A 17802-nucleotide genomic window follows, 5' to 3' on the forward strand; every position below is an offset into this window, starting at 1 on the left:
CGCCGCGGGACAGCCCCCCTCTGTCCTGCCGGACATCTCCCCCACACGGGGGGAGATTGGCACCTGCGACTGCCGCGCTATTCCTTGCAACGTCCGAGATTGGCGAAAGCTGTCGTGACATCCAATCTCCCCACCTGTGGGGGGAGATGTCCGGCAGGACAGAGGGGGCGCCGTAGAGTGCAGACTTGGACAGTCCAGTCTGCACAATTTCGATCAAACGCAGACAATCCTCGAATGCTCAACTCCATTTGAAGCAGCGCCGCTGTCCGCCATCCGATCAGGCGAACGCGGCCAAGCCGGAGCATTGTCAATGGACCTCGTCTTTTCCTCAACCATCGAGCTGGCCACTGCCATCGCCGCGCGGAAGATCTCCGCCGTCGAGGCACTCGACGCGCATCTGGCGCAGATCGATGCGCACAACGATGCGGTCAACGCCGTCATCTCGCTCGACAGGGAAGGGGCTCGCGAGTGCGCCAAGAAGGCCGACGCGGCCCAGGCGCGCGGCGAGGCCCTCGGCCCGCTGCACGGCGTACCGTTCACGCTGAAGGACATGCACGATACATCCGGCATGAAGACCACGGTCGGCTTTCCGCCCTTTGCCGACTATGTCGCCAAACAGGACAGTCCGGTCGTCGCCCGCTTGCGTGCGGCTGGCGGCGTGCTGATGGCCAAGACCAATGTCGCGACCATGCTTTCGGACTGGCAGTCGAACAATCCGCTGTTTGGTCGCACCAGCAATCCCTGGAATCTCCAGCGCACGGCGGGCGGTTCCAGCGGCGGCGCGGCGGCTGCACTTTGCTCGGGGATGACGCCGTTCGATGTCGGCACCGACATGCAGGACTCAATCCGGCTGCCGGCCAGTTTCTGCGGTGTCTATGGCCTGAAGCCGACGGAGCACCGCGTCTCGCTGGCCGGCGTCTTTCCCGATCCCGGCGGTACTGCGCGCAGCGTGCGGCTGATGTCCTGCCTTGGGCCGCTGGCGCGCAGTGTGGAAGATTTGGCGCTGATCTATCAAATCATTGCCGGTCCTAATGGAAGCGACACCGATCTTGCGCCGGTGCCGGTCGAGGATATGCCAAGCCTCGACCTCAAGACATTGCGCATTGCCTTCGCGCCGTTCTTTCCCGGGTTTCCAGTGGCGGGCGACGTCAGCGCCGCGGTCGAAAGTCTCGCAAGGCAGTTACAATCCGCAGGAGCGGTCGTCGAAGAAGCAAAACTGCCGAAACTCGACCTGCATGACGATCTGGAGCAGGGCGGCGCGCTGATCGGCATGATGCTGGAGGCCGCTCAGCCTGAGCCGCCGGAGGAACCGACACCGGTCTCGCGCTGGTTCGAGGCACTCGCCCGCCGCGACAAATCCATTCTCGCCTGGGACCGGTTTTTCGAGGCCTACGACGCGTTGATCTGCCCGGTCGCCATGACCACCGCCTTCCCGCATTGCGAGCCGGGCACGCCGATCAAGGTCGACGGCAAGGAGCAGAGCTACTGGATGCTGCCGGCCTATGGCGCCGTGTTCAACTACAGCGGCCATCCAGCGCTTTCCATGCCGTGCGGACTGGACAGCACCGGCCTGCCGATCGGCCTGCAACTGGTCGGCAAACGCTGGTCGGAGTCACGGCTGCTCGGCATCGCCAAGGCAATCGAACCACTCACCGGCGGCTTTCGCCGTCCGCCCGCCTATTGAGCGAAGCGCGACAATCCATAAGGGGCAAGTAAGGGGTCGCGCTCGCCGTCGAGGATTTCCCTTGTGGCGAACAGGCCGACGGCCGGCGCCAGCGTGATGCCGGAATGCATGACCGCGACATAGACACCGTCCATGCCCACCGCGCGGCCGATGATCGGAAAGCCGTCGATCGGCGTCGGCCGGTAGCCGACCGTGTGGAAATCGAGTTCCAACCCGTCGCTGTCGCGCAGCATGGCCTTCATGGCCGCAAACAGCGCGTGGGCGGTGGCTTCGGCATTCATACCCGGATCGGCGCCGCCAAAATCCGAGCCGGCGATGATGCGGCCTTCCGCCGTCTGGCGCATGTGCAGCCGCTCGGCCAGAACCAGACCGTTGAGCAGCTTTTTGTAAGGCCGTGAGTGGACGATCAGGCCGGGCGGCGTTTCGATCGGCAGGTTGATCCCGGCGGTCGCGGCGATCTCCGGCGAGCCGACGCCGGCCGCGACCACCACCTCGTCTGATGCAATCAATCCGTGCGAAGTGTCGACACCGGTGATCCTGCCGCCGGTCTGGACCAGGGCCGTCACCGTGCTGGAGATGGTCTTCGCGCCATGTCGCTTCGCGTCTGCCAATAGGGCATGGGCGGCGGCCACGGGCTCTGCGACACCTTCCTCAGCCACATGCAGGGCAAAGTCGGGAAGCTCGGCGAGATTGGGCTCGATGCGCGCGGCACCGGCGCGGTCGACGCGTTCGATGCCGTAGCCCCAGGCGGAATGCTCCGTGGCGTAGATTTCCATGTCGGTGGCCGACAGATCCCAGCACAGGCCACCGCACCAGCTGAGCGGCAGGCCGGGTAGGTCCTGCGCCAGCCGCGACCATTCGGCCATCGCGCGGGTGCGCAGCCGGAAATAGGGCTCCGGATTGCCCCAGCTGGCATTGATCCAGGCAAACGAGTTTGGGGTGGCGATTCCACCGACGGGGCTGTCGGAAATGACCGTGACCTGTGCTCCCGCCTTGCTCAGATGCCAGGCGATGGAGGCGCCGATGATGCCGGCGCCGATGACGATCACTTGTTTCGCCGCAGTCATGCTTGCTCCTCTGCCTCGCCATCCGGAGGGATGTTCGTCCAGTGCCATCCCGGCAGCCGCTTGCCAACATTGCGCAGCGCAAAATATGCGGCAATGCACTGGCCGGAGCCACAGCACGGCTGAGCTGTATGCTCTGACGGTGAGGCGGCGATCAGCAGCTTCCGAGCCGCCGGACCGGTCGACAGCCCGGCACTGCGCTGCTAGAAGCCCGGCCTGTCACACGGAAATCCCAGAGAATGCCCGAAGCAATAGAAGAAGAAGTGGCGCGCCGCCGCACCTTCGCGATCATCGCGCACCCGGACGCCGGCAAGACGACGCTCACCGAAAAGCTGCTGCTGTTCGGCGGCGCTATCCAGCTTGCCGGCGAGGTCAAAGCCAAGAAGGACAAGATCCAGACCCGCTCCGACTGGATGAAGATCGAGCGTGAGCGCGGCATCTCGGTCGTCACCTCGGTGATGACCTTCGAGTATGAAGACAATGTCTTCAACCTGCTCGACACGCCCGGCCACGAGGATTTCGCCGACGACACCTACCGCACGCTGTCGGCGGTCGACTCGGCGGTCATGGTCATCGATGCCGCCAAGGGCATCGAGCCGCGCACACTGAAGCTGTTCGAAGTCTGCCGGCTGCGCGACATTCCGATCATCACCTTCATCAACAAGATGGACCGCGAAAGCCGCGATCCGTTCGAGATTTTGGACGAGATCGAGCAGAAGCTGGCGCTGGATACTGCCCCCGTCACCTGGCCGATCGGCCGCGGCAAGAATTTTGCCGGCACCTATCATCTGGCGCTGAATGCCGTGCGCAGGGGCGACGCGGAGAAAGAACGCACGCCGGTTAATGGTCCCGATTCCAACCGCGTTGCTGGCCTTTTGCCAGAAAACGAACGCGAAGCCTTCATCGAGGAACTGGAGCTCGCGCGGGAAGCGTGCAGACCCCTTGATATAGAAGCCTTCCGAGAGGGCCATCTGACGCCGGTCTATTTCGGCTCGGCGCTGCGCAATTATGGCGTGCGCGACCTGATCGAGGCGCTTGGCGCTTTTGGACCGCCGCCGCGCGCGCAGGAGGCCGACACCCGCAAGGTCGAGGCAACCGAGGAGAAGATGACGTCCTTCGTCTTCAAGATCCAGGCCAACATGGATCCCAACCACCGCGACCGCATTGCCTTCGTCCGCGTCTGTTCGGGCAAGCTCGAGCGCGGCATGAAGGCCAAGCTGGTGCGTACGGGAAAGCCTATGTCGCTGTCGGCGCCGCAATTCTTCTTTGCCCGCACCCGCGTCACCGCCGACGAGGCGTTCGCCGGCGATGTCGTCGGCATTCCCAACCACGGCACGCTGCGTATTGGCGATACGCTGACCGAGGGCGAGGAAATCCTGTTCCGCGGCGTGCCGAATTTCGCACCGGAAATCCTGCGCCGCGTTCGCCTCGGCGACGCGATGAAAGCGAAAAAACTCAAGGAAGCGCTGCACCAGATGGCCGAAGAGGGCGTCGTGCAGCTGTTTTCGCCGGAGGACGGCTCGCCTGCCATCGTCGGCGTCGTCGGCGCCCTGCAGCTCGACGTGTTGAAGGAGCGGCTGAACTTCGAATACACGCTGCCGGTCGAATTCGAGATGTCGCGGTTTTCGGTCTGCCGCTGGATCTCGGCCGACGACAAGGCCGAGGTCCTGCGCTTCATCGAGGCGCATCGCGGCGACATCGCCCGCGACCTCGACAACGATCCGGTGTTCCTGGCCCAGCACGCCTTTTCGCTGAACTACGAAGCGGAACGCTGGAAGGCGATCAAGTTTGCCACGATCAAGGATTATCAGGTCCGCGACAAGGCGGCGTAAGTCGCGCTTTTTCCTTCTCCCCGTTTACGGGGAGAAGATGCCCGAAGGGCGGATGAGGGCGGCGCCAGCGTTGAAGGTTTCGCTCAGCCTTTGGCCGCTTCTTCGATCTTGGCGATGTCGATCTTGCCCATCTGCATCATCGCCGACATCACCCGGCCGGCCTTCGCCCGGTCCGCATCCCCGAGCAGCCTGGGCAATTGCTCCGGCACGACCTGCCAGGAAACGCCGAATCTGTCCTTCAGCCAGCTGCAACGGCCGGGTTCGCCACCGCCTTCGGTGAGTTTGCTCCAGAAATGGTCGACTTCAGCCTGCGTCTTGCAGTCGATCGACAGCGACATGGCCTCTGTGAATTTGTATTGGGGGCCGCCATTGAGCGCCTGGAACTGCACGCCGTCGAGTTCGAATGAGGCCACCAACACCTTGCCTTCCTGGGCGTGGCCCTGTGGCCAGCGCGTGACGCTCAACACCTTGGAATTCTTGAAGATCGATACGTAGTGGTTCATGGCCTCTTCGGCCTGGCCGTCGAACCACAGGGAGGTGGTGATCTTTTGCATTGTCTGTCTCCTTGGCATTTCTTTGGGGAAGGGTCAGGCGGCGCCCTTAGCGGCGTCCTGGAGTGAAAAAAGATAGGCGTCGAGCTGGGCGTAGCTGTTGGCCATGCCGCTGGTCATGCCGGTGCCGAGAGCGCCGTCACGGGCTGTTTGCGAAGCGTAGAGCACCGTCTGCGTTAAAAGGGTTTTGCCGGTCTGATCGGTAAAGGTCACCGTTCCGATCGTTTCGCCACCGGTCCAGTCCTCGTCGAACAGTTCGGTTGCGACGATCCGGCTCGGCCGTACGATTTCGCGATAGGCGCCGCTCATACCCATACTGCGACCGTCGCGGTGCTGCCAGACATAACGCGTCGCGCCGCCGACTCTGAGGTCGATCTCGCAGACCGTCAGACGCCAGCCGTCCGGGCCGTGCAGCCAGCCCTTCAGCAGCTCCGGCACCGTCCAGCAGTCGAAGACCATCGGCCGTGGCGCCGCGAAGAGGCGGGTGATCTGGATCTCACGGTCGCTGGGCGTGGTCACTGTCAAGGTGGCGACGGTTGAGCCGGGAAGAATTGTGGTGCTCACGATGATCCTCCTTATGTTGTCCAAGGACGGCCGGCCGGCCGGCGATCCGACACAGGTCCCGATTTTTTCCGGCTATTGGTCTGCCTCGCCGGGAGCTTTTTCGGCTTGCATGGCGCCCAACAGGGCGTCGAGGCGCTGGAAATTGCCTTCCCAGATTTTGCGATAACGCTCCAGCCAGTCATTGGCCTCGGCTAGCGGCTCGGCTTCCAGCCGGCATGGCCGGCGCTGCGCGTCGCGGCCACGAGAGATCAGCCCAGCGTTTTCCAGCACCTTGAGATGCTTGGAAATAGACGGTTGGCTCATCGCGAAGGGTTCGGCGAGCTCCATGACCGAAGCTTCGCCCTGGATGAGCCGCGCAAGGATGGCGCGCCGTGTTGGATCGGCGAGCGCGGCAAAGATAGCGTCCAGCTGGTTCATCTGTCATCCATAGCCAATAAGGTATATACCCATTTGGCTATATACAGATGAATGATCCTCGTCAACCAAGTTGCGCCTTGCGTTCTGGCGCATTGCAAAATTGTGGCCAGACCGGGCTTGCGCGTCTATAACGCCTGCGGTCCGAATTCAGCTCCGCCGCGCCATGCCTGGCTGTGGCCAGCCACCAAGGAAAAAACATGCCTGCCTATCGCTCCCGCACCACCACCCATGGCCGCAACATGGCCGGCGCTCGCGGCCTCTGGCGCGCCACCGGCATGAAGGACTCGGATTTCGGCAAGCCGATCATCGCGGTGGTCAACTCCTTCACCCAGTTCGTGCCGGGCCATGTCCATCTCAAGGATCTCGGCCAGTTGGTCGCGCGCGAGATCGAGAAGGCCGGCGGCGTCGCCAAGGAATTCAACACCATCGCCGTCGACGACGGCATCGCCATGGGCCATGACGGCATGCTCTATTCGCTGCCGTCGCGCGAATTGATCGCCGACTCGGTCGAGTACATGGTCAACGCTCACTGTGCCGACGCCATGGTCTGCATCTCCAATTGCGACAAGATCACGCCCGGCATGCTGATGGCCTCGTTGCGCCTCAACATCCCGACCGTCTTCGTTTCCGGCGGTCCGATGGAAGCCGGCAAGGTGGTTCTGGCCGGCAAGACGCAGGCGCTCGACCTGGTCGATGCCATGGTCGCGGCCGCCGACGACCGAATTTCCGACGAGGACGTCAAGGTCATCGAGCGCTCGGCCTGCCCGACCTGCGGCTCCTGCTCGGGCATGTTCACCGCCAATTCGATGAATTGCTTGACCGAGGCGCTGGGCCTTTCGTTGCCGGGCAATGGCTCGACGCTGGCTACCCACGCCGACCGCAAGCGGCTGTTCGTCGAGGCCGGCCACTTGATCGTCGATCTCGCTCAGCGCTATTACGAGCAGGACGACGAAACCGCGCTGCCGCGCAACATCGCCTCGAAGGGCGCCTTCGAGAACGCTATGACGCTCGACATCGCCATGGGCGGCTCGACCAACACCGTGCTGCACATCCTGGCTGCCGCGCATGAGGGCGAGATTGATTTCGATCAGGACGACATCGACGCGCTGTCGCGCAAGGTGCCGGTGCTGTGCAAGGTTGCTCCAGCCAAGTCCGACGTGCACATGGAAGACGTCCACCGCGCCGGCGGCATCATGGCCATCCTCGGCCAGCTCGACAATGCCGGCCTGCTCAACCGCGACCTGCCGACGGTGCACACGCGAACGCTGGGCGAAGCGCTCGACCATTGGGATATTTCTCGCACGACCAGCCAGAGTGTGCGCGATTTCTTCCTCGCCGCCCCTGGTGGCGTGCCGACACAGGTCGCTTTCAGCCAGGACCGCCGCTGGGACGAACTCGATCTCGACCGCGAGAAAGGCGTCATCCGCTCGACCGAACATCCCTTTTCCAAGGATGGCGGCCTCGCCGTGCTGAAAGGCAATCTGGCGCTCGACGGCTGCATCGTGAAGACGGCCGGCGTCGATGAATCGATCCTGAAGTTCACCGGCCCGGCCCGCGTGTTCGAAAGCCAGGATTCCAGCGTCAAGGCGATCCTGTCGAACGAGATCAAGGCCGGCGATGTGGTCGTCATCCGCTATGAAGGGCCGCGCGGCGGCCCAGGCATGCAGGAAATGCTTTATCCAACCAGCTATCTGAAGTCGAAAGGGCTCGGCAAGGCCTGCGCTCTGGTCACCGACGGCCGCTTCTCCGGCGGCACCTCGGGCCTGTCGATCGGCCACGCATCGCCGGAAGCCGCCGAAGGCGGGCTGATCGGGCTCGTGCAGGAGGGCGATACGATCGAGATCGACATCCCCAACCGCAGCATCCGCCTGGCTGTCGACGATGCCGAACTGGCAGCGCGCCGTGCTGCTATGGAGGCCAGGGGCGCCCTGGCCTGGAAGCCCGAGGAAAAGCGCAAGCGCAAGGTGACGACCGCCTTACGCGCCTATGCCGCGATGGCGACCAGCGCGGCCAAGGGCGCGGTCAGGTTTGTGCCGGAATAAGGTTCGCGCCCAGGCCCCCTCATCCGGCCGCTACGCGGCCACCTTCTCCCCGCAGGGGAGAAGAGGCTGGCGCCGGCGCTGACGATCTCTTCTCCCCTCGGGGAGAAGGTGGCCCGAAGGGCCGGATAAGGGGGGCTGGCTCCAACATCCGGAACACCATCACGGCATCAACTGATACTCATAAAGCTTCTGGTAAAGCCCGCCCTGCTTGAGCAAGGTCTTGTGCGGGCCGCTTTCCACCACCTTGCCGGCTTCGAGCACCACGATCGTGTCTGCCTGGTGCACGGTTGACAGACGGTGCGCGATAACGACCGTCGTGCGGCCTTCCGTCAATTGCTGCAGCGCGTCTCGGAACAGCGCTTCAGATTCGGCGTCGAGCGCGCTGGTCGCTTCGTCCAGAAGCAGGATCTCGGCATTGCGCAGCATGGCGCGTGCTATCGAGATCCGTTGGCGTTGGCCGCCCGATAGCAGGCCGCCATTCTCGCCGACATCCGTCTCGTAGCCTTTCGCCTGCGCGCTGATGAAGTCATGGGCGTTGGCCGCCTTGGCGGCGGCGATCACCTCTTGGTCGGTCGCACCCTCGCGCCCAAGCCGGATGTTGTGCATGATGGTGCCGGCAAACAGGAACGTATCCTGGCTGACATAGGCGATCTTTTCCCGCAGCGACGCCAGCGTCGCATGGGAAATGTCCTGGCCGTCGAACAGCACCTTGCCGCTCTTCGGGTCGTACATGCGCATGATCAGGTTTAGAATCGTCGACTTGCCGCCGCCGGAAGGCCCGACCAGCGCCGTCATCTTGCCGGGCGCAAGCGTCAGATCGAATCTGTCCAGCACCGGCGGCCCGTTCTGATAAGCGAAGTCGACGGCGTCGAACCGGATCTCGCCCGGTCCGGCCAGAAGCGGCTTCGCGTCGGGCTTCTCCACCAGAGTCAGCGGCTGGTCGGCGAGCTCGAACATCATGCGCACGCCGACAATACCGCTTTCCAGCGATATGCGCACGCGCGCAAGGCGCTTTGCCGGCTCATAGGCAAACAGCAGCGCCCCGATGAAGGCCATGATGTTTCCCGGCATCTGGCCGCCCTGCAAGACCAGGAAGCCGCTGACGAAGATGGCCCCGGCAATTGCCAGCCCGGCCAGCGTCTCCATCACCGGGCTTGTCGCAGCCTCCAGCGTCGCGATGTTGTTGGCCCGGTTCTCGACGTCCGACACAGCCTTGTACATGCGGTTGCGCATTGCGCCTTCGAGGTTGAAGGATTTGACGACGCGGACGCCGATTGCCGTTTCCTGCATCACCTGCACGATCTGGCCGACCGAGCGAAACTCCATCGCGGCGAACTTGCGAACACGTTTGAGGATGCGGTTGACCCCGTAGATAGCCAAGGGGCCGACGACGAAGCAGATTATAGACAAGGCTGGCTGCTGCCAGACCATGACTCCTACCAGCACAACCAGCGACAACAGGTCGCGCACATAGGACGTGACAACGAGGTCGAGCACGTTGCGCGCCGCCTGCGCATTGTTGGTCATGCGTGTGATCAGGTCGGACGAGGAGGTCGAATGGTAGAATTCGATGCCTTGCGCCAGGATTCGATCGTAGATCTTGCGCTGGCGATCGGCGATGATGGCGTTGCCGACCCGGCTCATGAAATAAGCCTGGATGAAGTTGGCGAGACCCTTGAGAATGAAGATCGTGGCGACCCCCGCCGCAATCAGGTTGACGCGGTCAATCCGCTTGAAGACCACGAATTCGTCGGTGATCTCTTTGAGAATCCAGGCGCTGGCGCCGGTCGTGGCGGCCACCACAAGCATCGACAAGATCGCGGCGCCGTAGCCAAACCTGTGCTGATAAAAGGATTCCCGGATCAACCTCGCAACGAGGCGCTGGTTTTCCGTCGAGCGGAAGAAACGAAACAAACGGCGGATCCTTGAAACCGGGACAACGAAGGCGGCTTATAGAGGGAGTTGCGGCCGGATGGAACCATCCGCGGCCGCCGCGGACAAACCGCTGTTGCAAGCGGCATCGACGGGATGCGATTTTCAGCCTCGGCTATATCAGATGATTCTTTTGACGGGATGACGACAGATGGATTTCGACCTTATCGTTCGCGGCGGCACGCTGCCTGATGGCAGGGTTGCCGACATAGGCATCAGCGGCGAGACGATCGCGGCGATCGAGCCCATTATGCAGGGTTCCGCGCGAACCGAGGTCGACGCCCGCGGCAATCTGGTCTCGCCGCCCTTCGTCGATCCGCATTTCCACATGGACGCGACGCTCTCATACGGCATTCCACGCATCAACGCGTCGGGTACGCTGCTCGAAGGCATTTCGCTATGGGGCGAGTTGAAGCCGCTTTTGACGCATGAGGCGGTGCGTGATCGCGCATTGGCCTATTGCGACTGGGCGGTGTCGATGGGCCTGCTCGCCATCCGCACCCATGTCGATGTCTGCGATGACAGGCTGCTGGCGGTCGAGGCGCTGCTCGAGGTCAAGAAGACGGTCGCTCCCTATATCGACCTGCAACTGGTCGCTTTCCCGCAGGACGGGTTTTATCGCGCTCCATCTGCGCGTGAAAACACCATTCGCGCGCTCGACATGGGCGTCGACATTGTCGGCGGCATCCCGCATTTCGAGCGCACCATGGCCGACGGCACGCGCTCGGTAACGGAGCTGTGCGAGATCGCGGCCAGGCGCGGCCTGATGGTCGACCTGCATTGCGACGAGACCGACGACCCGCTGTCGCGTCACATCGAACAGCTTGCCTATGAGACGCAGCGCCTTGGTCTGCAAAACAGGGTGGCCGGCTCGCATCTCACATCGATGCATTCGATGGACAATTACTACGTCTCGAAGCTGCTGCCGCTGATCGCCGAGGCCGGCGTCTCGGTCATTCCCAATCCGCTGATCAACATCATGCTGCAGGGCCGCCACGACACCTTCCCGAAGCGCCGCGGCCTGACTCGGGTCAAGGAGATGCTGGCGCTCGGCATTCGCGTCGGCTGGGGCCAGGATTGCGTGCTCGATCCCTGGTATTCGCTTGGCACCGCCGACATGCTCGATGTCGCCTTCATGGGTCTGCACGTTGCTCAGATGTCGAGCCCGGCCGAGATGGCGCGCTGCTTCGACATGGTCACCAACGTCAATGCCGCGATCATGGGCCTCGATCATCTCGGCCTGGCGGTCGGCAAGCGCGCCAGCCTTGTCGTCCTCGATGCCGGCAATCCGGTCGAAGCCCTGCGCTTGCGCGCCGAGCGCCTGTGCGTCATCGCCAGGGGCAAGGTGGTGGCGGAGCGGACGAAGCAGGAAACCAGGCTGTCCATCGACGGAAGGCCGGGAATGGTGAACCGGCGGCACATATCCAGCTAGATACAGCCGATTCCTGGCGCTGGTCTTACCCATTGCCCGAATTCTCCTCGTCAAAGCCGCCGCTTCCGTCTACGACGCGGCTTACTAGGGAGGAATCGGGATCGGCATGACGCAGCCCGTGGCGCAGAATTCGACGATCAGGAATGTGCTTCTGGCCGGCATTCTGCTGATGCTGGCCGGCGACTTCCTGTTTGCGCTGAACGACGCCATGGGCAAGTGGCTGGTCGCCAGCTTCTCCGTCGGTCAGGTGGTGCTGATCCGCTCCATCGGCGCCTTTTTCGTGCTTGGCCCGATGATTGCCCATCAAGGCACGGCCAAGCTGTTTCGCATGGAGCGCTTGGAGCTGCAGCTGCTGCGCGTTGTCATGACCACGCTCGACACCGCGCTCTTTTATGCCGCCGTGGTCTATCTGCCGCTTGCCGATGTCATGAGTTTCTACATGGCCGGGCCGATCTACGTTGCGGCGCTCTCGCACCTCTTGCTTGGCGAAAAGGTCGGTTGGCGCCGCTGGATGGCGATCCTGCTCGGCTTCTGCGGCGTTTTGATCATGCTGAAACCGTCCTCGGCGGCGTTCTCGCTGTCGTCGGGCTTTGCGCTGGTGGGCAGCATCTCCTTCGCCTTCGCCATCATCCTCAACCGCCGGCTGCGCGGCACCAGCGACACCAATCTGGTGACATGGCAGACTATCGGCACGCTGCTGGTCGGGGGTGTGCTGACCATCGGCGCCTGGCAGACGCCGTCGGCGCTCGATCTCGGCGCCATGCTGCTGCTCGGCATCGTCTCCTGCGGCGCGCATCTGATGATCACCAGGGCGCTCAAGCTGGCGCCGGCTTCGACATTGGCGCCGCTGCACTACACGCTGCTGCTGTGGGCGGTGGTGTTCGGACTGGCATTCTTCGGCGACGTGCCAGGCCCGCGCATACTGATCGGCTCGGGCATCGTCGTTCTGGCCGGCCTGTTCATCTTCCACCGCCAGAAAGTGGTCGAGACTGCGGTGCCGCCCGAAAACGTGCCGAAGGGCGTGAATTAGTAGGCTCAGCCCTGACGTATCGCCGCCAGGTGCCGTGAAAACTCCGTCGTCTCCATCAGCGCCTTGCAGCGCGCGAACCGACCGTCGGCATAGGCGCGAAAATCATCGACCGGATTGTTGTTGGCGAGCTGGATCAGCCCCCACAGCGTCCACAACAGGTCGCACATCGCCTTGTAGATGACGATGCGGCCGCGCTCCGCCGGCTTGGCCTCGCCGCCGAAATAGGCGCGCATCATCTCCTCATCCTGCCCCGTGTCGAATTTGCCTTCCACGCTGAGGTCGCCAAGGTCCCAGAGTGGGTCATTCATGCCCGAATACTCCCAGTCGACGATCCACATCCGCTCGCCGGTATCGAGAAAGTTCTCGCACAGCGGATCGCAGTGGCAGGCAACGAGCGGCAGCGGATAGGCGGCCAGCGCCGAGCGCACGCTCTCGGCGTCGCGCACCACGTCATGATAACCGGCGGGCAGGGCGACCTCCTTGGTGGACAGCACCTTGAGGTAATCGTCGATCATCGCGAACAATTCGAAGCGGAAGGGAAACACCGCGCCTGAATCGTGCAGCTTGCGAAAGGCCTCGCCGGCGCGGGCCGGACTGCCCGGACGTGTCCGGAATTTCTCCGGCGACATCGTTTCGGCGCCGGCGATGTAGCGTGTCACCATCACCCCGGTGCCGGGGTCGACATGCAGCACCTCGGGACTGACCCCTGCCTTTGCCGCTTCGCGTGCAGCCACTGCTTCGTTGGCCCGGTTGATGTATTCCTCGGTGCCCTTGCCGGGAATGCGCAGGCAGAAGTCGCCGGCCTTGAAGACGAGGTTGGTGAGGCCGCCCAGCCGTTCCAGCGGCCCGCTGTAGCCGGCCAGCATGGGAATGGCGTCCAGTGCCGCACGCGCCTCGTCAGTCACCATGCCTGCGCCCCCACGCCGTTATTTGTCGCAGCGACGGTTCCACAATTTTCGCGCTTTGGCTATCATCACTGCGAGATCAAAAATTGGCGGACTGGATAAAAGTGGCGGACAGCAAACATCATGGCGCGCTCGGCGCGGCCTACGCGGCAAAGCGGCCCGAAGAGGTGGCCGCACTCTATGATCGCTGGTCGGAAACCTATGACGCCGACATGTCGGCCGCCGGCTATCGCCATCCGACGATCTGCCTTGCCTTGCTGGCCCGCCATCTGCCGCGCGGTTCAGCACCGCTGCTCGATGCCGGGGCCGGCACCGGGCTCATCGGCGAATGGCTTGATATTGCTGGTTACCCGCAAGTCGAGGCACTCGATATTTCACAAGGCATGCTGGATCAGGCGGCCCGCAAGGGCGTCTATTCCGCGCTCCATTGCCTGGCGCTCGGCGGTCATCTGCCCTTTGCCGATGATGCCTATGCCGGGATCATCTCGGCCGGCGTCTTCACCTCGGGCCATGTCGGCGTCGAGGGGCTGGACGAGCTAATCCGCATCTGCCGCCCGGGCGGCGTGATCGTGCTGACGGTCAAGAACACGCTGTGGGATGCCGGCTTTGCCACGCGTGTCGGCGAGATCGAGGCGCAAGGCCTCGTCACCCGCGTCGAGGAAACGCGTCCTTACGTCTCGATGCCCGGCGAGGCCGACACGGTACCAAGCCGCGGCCTCGCTTTGCGCGTTATTTGACCTACGCTTTGACCCTGGCGCCCGCCGGATCATACATCGGCTCGAGGTGGATATTGGCCGCTGTCCTCTCCATCGCAACCACCAGTTCATAGTCGCCGGAAGCGAGAAAATCATCGCTCACCCCGTCGGCGTTGCGCACATAGCCGTAGCCGATGTTCCTGCCCAGCGTGTAGCCGTAACCGCCGCTGCTGAGATAACCGACCGGTTCGCCATTGCGCAGGATGGTTTCGCGGCCGAGCAGCACGATCTCGGGGTTGTCGACCGTGAAGCCGGCAAAGCGTTTCTTCAGTGCCGCGCCGCTGGTCTTCTCCAGCGCGCGCCGTCCAACGAAATCGGTGTTCTTGCGCAGCTTGACCGCCCAACCGAGCCCGGCTTCCTGCGGCGTGTCGTTGGGGGTGATGTCGGAGCCCCAGGCGCGATAGCCTTTTTCCAGCCGCAGCGATTCCAGCGCCCGATAGCCGACCGGGCGGATGTCATGCTTCTCGCCTGCCGCCATCAGTGCGTCGAAGACTTCGCCGGTGGCCGCGATCGGCACATGCAGTTCCCAGCCGAGTTCGCCGACATAGGTGACGCGCAGCGCCCGAACCGTGCGGCCGGCGATGGTAATCTCGCGCACATGGCCGAACGGGAAGCCGGCATTCGACACGTCGGCTCCGGTCGCCGCCGAGAGCACGTCGCGCGCCCGAGGACCCATCAGCGACAGCGTGCCGAAATCCTCGGTGACGTCGACAAGCCTGGCATCGAGCCCTTCGCCGATATGATCGCTGATCCATGAGGAATCATGCGTGCGGAAACCGGTGCCGGTGACGATATAGAATTTCTCCTCGGCCAGCCTCGCCACAGTGAGATCAGCTTCGATACCGCCGCGCGTGTTGAGAAGCTGCGTATAGGTCAGCCGGCCGACCGGCTTGCTGACGTCGTTGGCACAGATCCAGTCCAGCGCCTTCAGCGCATCAGGCCCGCTCAGCTCGTATTTGGCGAAAGACGATTGATCGAAAATGCCGACCTTTTCACGCACATGCCGGTGTTCGTCGCCGACCGCCGCGAACCAGTTCTGCCGGCCCATCGAATAGATGTCCTGCGGCTCGACGCCTTCGGGCGCGAACCAGTTCGGCCGCTCCCAGCCGAGCTTCGAGCCGAACACGGCGCGCTGCTGTTTCAGCCGCTCGTACAGCGGCGAGACGATGCGCGGCCTCCCGCTGGCGTACTCTTCATGCGGAAAGCCGATCGTATAGTGTTTGCTATAGGCCTCCAGCGTGCGGTCGCAGACCCACTGACGGTCGCGGTGCAGGTTGGAAAAGCGCCTGATGTCGACCACCCACAGGTCGAGCGGTGCTTCGTCATCGACCACCCACTGCGCCAGCACCCAGCCAGCGCCGCCGCCCGAGGCGATGCCGAAGGCGTTGAAGCCGGCGCCGACGAACATGTTGGCGCATTCGGGCGCTGTGCCGAGAATGAAATTGCCGTCCGGCGTAAAACTCTCCGGCCCGTTGATCATCTGCTTGACGCCGACGGTTTCCAGCGCCGGCACACGCGCGATCGCTTGGCTCATGTGCTGCTCGAAATGGTCGTAGTCGTCGTCGAACAGCCTGAATTCCCAATCATTGGGAACGTCGTCGCCGGGGAGACCAGTCGCCCAGGCCTGCGGGTTAGGCTCATAGCCGCCCATCACCAGCCCGCCGACTTCCTCCTTGAAATAGGTGCGTCGGTCAGGGTCGCGGATGGTCGGCGCGTCGGTCGCCAGACCGTCGATCTTCTCGGTGATGATGTACTGGTGCTTCACCGGCTGAAGCGGCACGTTGATGCCGGCCATGGCCCCCACTTGCCGCGCCCATTGGCCCGCACAGTTGACCACCTTGTCGCAGGCGATGTCGCCCTTGCTGGTCTTCACCGCCGTGATGCGGCCGTCCTTCATCTCGAAGCCGGTGACGCGAGCATCCTCGAGCAGTTTGGCGCCATGCATGCGCGCGCCCTTGGCCAGCGACTGCGTGATGTCGGAGGGGCTCGCCTGGCCGTCGGTCGGCAGCCAGGAGGCGCCGACGAGATCGCCGGTCTCCAGCAGCGGCCACATTCTTTTCACCTCGTCCGGCGACAGCAATTGCATGTCCATGCCGAAGCTTTTTGCTGTCGTCGCCAGCCTTTTGTACTCCGTCCAGCGGTCGGCATTGGTGGCGAGCCTGAGGCAGCCGGTCATCTTCCAGCCGGTGGCGAGACCGGTCTCGGCCTCCAGTCCCTTGTAGAGGTCGACGGAGTATTTCAGCACGCGGGTGATAGACGCCGACGAGCGCAATTGCCCGACAAGGCCGGCGGCATGCCAGGTCGAACCCGAGGTCAGCTTGCCCTGCTCCAGCAGCACCACGTCAGCCTTGTGGTCGCGCGCCAGATGATAGGCCGTCGAACAGCCGATGATGCCACCGCCGATGACGACGATGGCGGCCTGACTCGGCAATGTCATGATTTCTGTATCCCGTATTTTGTCCGGTAGTTTTCCAGTGCCGCGTCGAGCCGGACGAGATTTTCCTCGGTGTAGGCGACGTAGTCGATGCCCGGCGCGTCCAGATAGAGCTCGGAGACCATGCTCCACATCGCCTCGCGCAGCAGCGAGGCGCATTGCATGGCCGCGTGCGAACGGCGGATCGCATCGTCCGGTTCCTTCATGAAGTAGGCGGTCAGGAAGGCAAAAGATTCCTCGTCGCTCATGCCGGCGTTGGAGGCGGCGCCTGCGAGGTCGAACATCGCCGTGTTGAAACCGGCATATTCGAAGTCGATCAGCCATAGCCTGTTGCCGTCATCGAGAATGTTGGCCGGCAGCAGATCATTGTGGCCAAAAACGATCGGCAGCAGCTTCTGCGCGCGCTCCAGTTCGTCGGCCAGCGTCAGCAGATGCGGCAAGTCGCTGCGCTTGCGGCTGCCGCCTTCTTCAAGCGTGCGCGCATAGTCGCGAATGACATGGAACACCCAGAACATGAAGCCGGCGCCGGAGACGTGATTGGGCATTTCCCGGTGGAAGGCGCGCATCAGAGCCGCGACGCGGCCGAGATTGGCGCGCACGTCTTCCGCCAGATAGGTTTTCGCACCGAGAAATTCCGTTACCAGTATGCCCGGTTCGGCATGGCGGACGGCTGGCGCGAAACCGGCGGCATGCGCCGCCCGCGCGGTCATAACCTCGCGCTCCCGAAAGACATGGTGGAACGGATAGTCCTTGCCGAAGCGCACGACATGTCGTCCGGCCGCGTCCGTGACCACATAATTCGCGTTGCTCAGGCCGCCGGGCAGCGGTGCGATCTCGATGCCACCGGTCCAGCAGGGCAGGGCGCGGATGCGATCTTCGGCGGTCACGGAACATCCCTGGTTTGCTGGGCTTCGACAAGGCGCCGTGAACAGCGCAACGATGGCGGGAGAAACGTAAATAATCTCGTCGGTGCGGGACGCCAGGATCGGTATCCCGCACCGCACCGACGAGCCCCTTGGCCAGGTTTTTGAGCCCGGCATCCGCCCCCGCGGATCTGAAAATTCCTTGAACAGGCACGTTCCAAACGGCCTGATCACTGAGTTGCGGCTCTGCCCCAGTCGCAGATCTGAAGCCGTTGATGTCTTTGATTTCACGCCAGG

General features: G+C 63.3%; 14 protein-coding genes. 6 read left to right on the forward strand and 8 right to left on the reverse strand.

Annotation, left to right across the window (positions count from 1 at the left end; all coding sequences use genetic code 11):
• The first annotated feature begins 310 nt into the window (after positions 1-310).
• The gene (locus NKI66_RS12665; protein WP_023811656.1) at positions 311-1684 is read left to right on the forward strand and encodes an amidase; all 1374 of its coding nucleotides are present in this window, start codon (positions 311-313) and stop codon (positions 1682-1684) included.
• Here NKI66_RS12665 and NKI66_RS12670 read toward each other — a convergent pair.
• The gene (locus NKI66_RS12670; protein WP_128304827.1) at positions 1678-2751 is read right to left on the reverse strand and encodes an NAD(P)/FAD-dependent oxidoreductase; all 1074 of its coding nucleotides are present in this window, start codon (positions 2749-2751) and stop codon (positions 1678-1680) included. The genes NKI66_RS12665 and NKI66_RS12670 overlap by 7 nt on opposite strands.
• A 236-nt stretch (positions 2752-2987) precedes the next feature.
• Between NKI66_RS12670 and NKI66_RS12675 the strand changes: the two genes are divergently transcribed.
• Positions 2988-4580 carry a peptide chain release factor 3 gene (locus NKI66_RS12675; protein WP_023811658.1) on the forward strand — a complete coding sequence of 531 codons (1593 nt, stop codon included), beginning with the start codon at positions 2988-2990 and terminating at the stop codon, positions 4578-4580.
• A gap of 83 nt (positions 4581-4663) precedes the next feature.
• On the opposite strand, the gene NKI66_RS12680 is transcribed toward NKI66_RS12675, so the two are convergent.
• From NKI66_RS12680 to NKI66_RS12690, 3 genes are all read right to left on the reverse strand, one after another.
• Positions 4664-5134: a VOC family protein gene (locus NKI66_RS12680; protein ID WP_023811659.1), complete on the reverse strand. Its 471-nt coding sequence runs from the start codon at positions 5132-5134 to the stop codon at positions 4664-4666.
• A gap of 33 nt (positions 5135-5167) precedes the next feature.
• Positions 5168-5695, reverse strand: a complete 528-nt coding sequence (locus tag NKI66_RS12685) for an SRPBCC family protein (RefSeq protein WP_245273228.1) — start codon at positions 5693-5695, stop codon at positions 5168-5170.
• Positions 5696-5767: 72 nt separating this feature from the next.
• A complete protein-coding gene (locus NKI66_RS12690; protein ID WP_023811661.1) occupies positions 5768-6112 on the reverse strand; it encodes an ArsR/SmtB family transcription factor in 345 nt (114 codons plus the stop codon).
• Positions 6113-6309: 197 nt separating this feature from the next.
• On the opposite strand from NKI66_RS12690, the gene ilvD reads away from it, so the two are divergent.
• Positions 6310-8154, forward strand: coding sequence for a dihydroxy-acid dehydratase (ilvD, locus tag NKI66_RS12695; protein WP_023811662.1), 1845 nt, complete (start codon positions 6310-6312; stop codon positions 8152-8154).
• A gap of 159 nt (positions 8155-8313) precedes the next feature.
• Here the strand turns inward: ilvD and NKI66_RS12700 are convergent, their stop codons facing one another.
• On the reverse strand, positions 8314-10068 hold the full coding sequence (locus tag NKI66_RS12700; RefSeq protein ID WP_023811663.1) for an ABC transporter ATP-binding protein: 1755 nt from the start codon (positions 10066-10068) through the stop codon (positions 8314-8316).
• Between the two features lie 169 nt (positions 10069-10237).
• On the opposite strand from NKI66_RS12700, the gene NKI66_RS12705 reads away from it, so the two are divergent.
• Positions 10238-11518 carry an amidohydrolase family protein gene (locus NKI66_RS12705; protein WP_023811664.1) on the forward strand — a complete coding sequence of 427 codons (1281 nt, stop codon included), beginning with the start codon at positions 10238-10240 and terminating at the stop codon, positions 11516-11518.
• Between the two features lie 106 nt (positions 11519-11624).
• Positions 11625-12548, forward strand: a complete 924-nt coding sequence (locus NKI66_RS12710; RefSeq protein WP_023811665.1) for a DMT family transporter — start codon at positions 11625-11627, stop codon at positions 12546-12548.
• Between the two features lie 5 nt (positions 12549-12553).
• Here NKI66_RS12710 and NKI66_RS12715 read toward each other — a convergent pair whose 3' ends face one another.
• Positions 12554-13456: a phosphotransferase family protein gene (locus tag NKI66_RS12715; protein WP_023811666.1), complete on the reverse strand. Its 903-nt coding sequence runs from the start codon at positions 13454-13456 to the stop codon at positions 12554-12556.
• Between the two features lie 101 nt (positions 13457-13557).
• On the opposite strand from NKI66_RS12715, the gene NKI66_RS12720 reads away from it, so the two are divergent.
• Complete coding sequence (locus tag NKI66_RS12720; RefSeq protein WP_023811667.1) at positions 13558-14190, forward strand: class I SAM-dependent DNA methyltransferase; 633 nt, start codon at positions 13558-13560, stop codon at positions 14188-14190.
• Between the two features lies 1 nt (position 14191).
• Here the strand turns inward: NKI66_RS12720 and NKI66_RS12725 are convergent, their stop codons facing one another.
• Together NKI66_RS12725 and NKI66_RS12730 are read right to left on the reverse strand one after the other, a co-directional pair.
• Positions 14192-16645: a GcvT family protein gene (locus NKI66_RS12725; protein WP_023811668.1), complete on the reverse strand. Its 2454-nt coding sequence runs from the start codon at positions 16643-16645 to the stop codon at positions 14192-14194.
• Complete coding sequence (locus NKI66_RS12730; protein WP_023811669.1) at positions 16642-17529, reverse strand: phosphotransferase family protein; 888 nt, start codon at positions 17527-17529, stop codon at positions 16642-16644. The genes NKI66_RS12725 and NKI66_RS12730 overlap by 4 nt, the downstream gene beginning before the upstream one ends.
• Positions 17530-17802 lie beyond the last annotated feature (273 nt).

The sequence above is a fragment of the Mesorhizobium sp. M0518 genome (assembly GCF_040321125.1).
Lineage (GTDB): Bacteria > Pseudomonadota > Alphaproteobacteria > Rhizobiales > Rhizobiaceae > Mesorhizobium.

Bases quoted from the DNA above. Each gene is read 5' to 3' on its own strand.
- NKI66_RS12665 (WP_023811656.1), top strand. From the start codon at position 311: ATGGACCTCGTCTTTTCCTCAACCATCGAGCTGGCCACTGCCATCGCC.
- NKI66_RS12670 (WP_128304827.1), bottom strand. From the start codon at position 2,751: ATGACTGCGGCGAAACAAGTGATCGTCATCGGCGCCGGCATCATCGGC.
- NKI66_RS12675 (WP_023811658.1), top strand. From the start codon at position 2,988: ATGCCCGAAGCAATAGAAGAAGAAGTGGCGCGCCGCCGCACCTTCGCG.
- NKI66_RS12680 (WP_023811659.1), bottom strand. From the start codon at position 5,134: ATGCAAAAGATCACCACCTCCCTGTGGTTCGACGGCCAGGCCGAAGAG.
- NKI66_RS12690 (WP_023811661.1), bottom strand. From the start codon at position 6,112: ATGAACCAGCTGGACGCTATCTTTGCCGCGCTCGCCGATCCAACACGG.
- ilvD (WP_023811662.1), top strand. From the start codon at position 6,310: ATGCCTGCCTATCGCTCCCGCACCACCACCCATGGCCGCAACATGGCC.
- NKI66_RS12705 (WP_023811664.1), top strand. From the start codon at position 10,238: ATGGATTTCGACCTTATCGTTCGCGGCGGCACGCTGCCTGATGGCAGG.
- NKI66_RS12710 (WP_023811665.1), top strand. From the start codon at position 11,625: ATGACGCAGCCCGTGGCGCAGAATTCGACGATCAGGAATGTGCTTCTG.
- NKI66_RS12715 (WP_023811666.1), bottom strand. From the start codon at position 13,456: ATGGTGACTGACGAGGCGCGTGCGGCACTGGACGCCATTCCCATGCTG.
- NKI66_RS12725 (WP_023811668.1), bottom strand. From the start codon at position 16,645: ATGACATTGCCGAGTCAGGCCGCCATCGTCGTCATCGGCGGTGGCATC.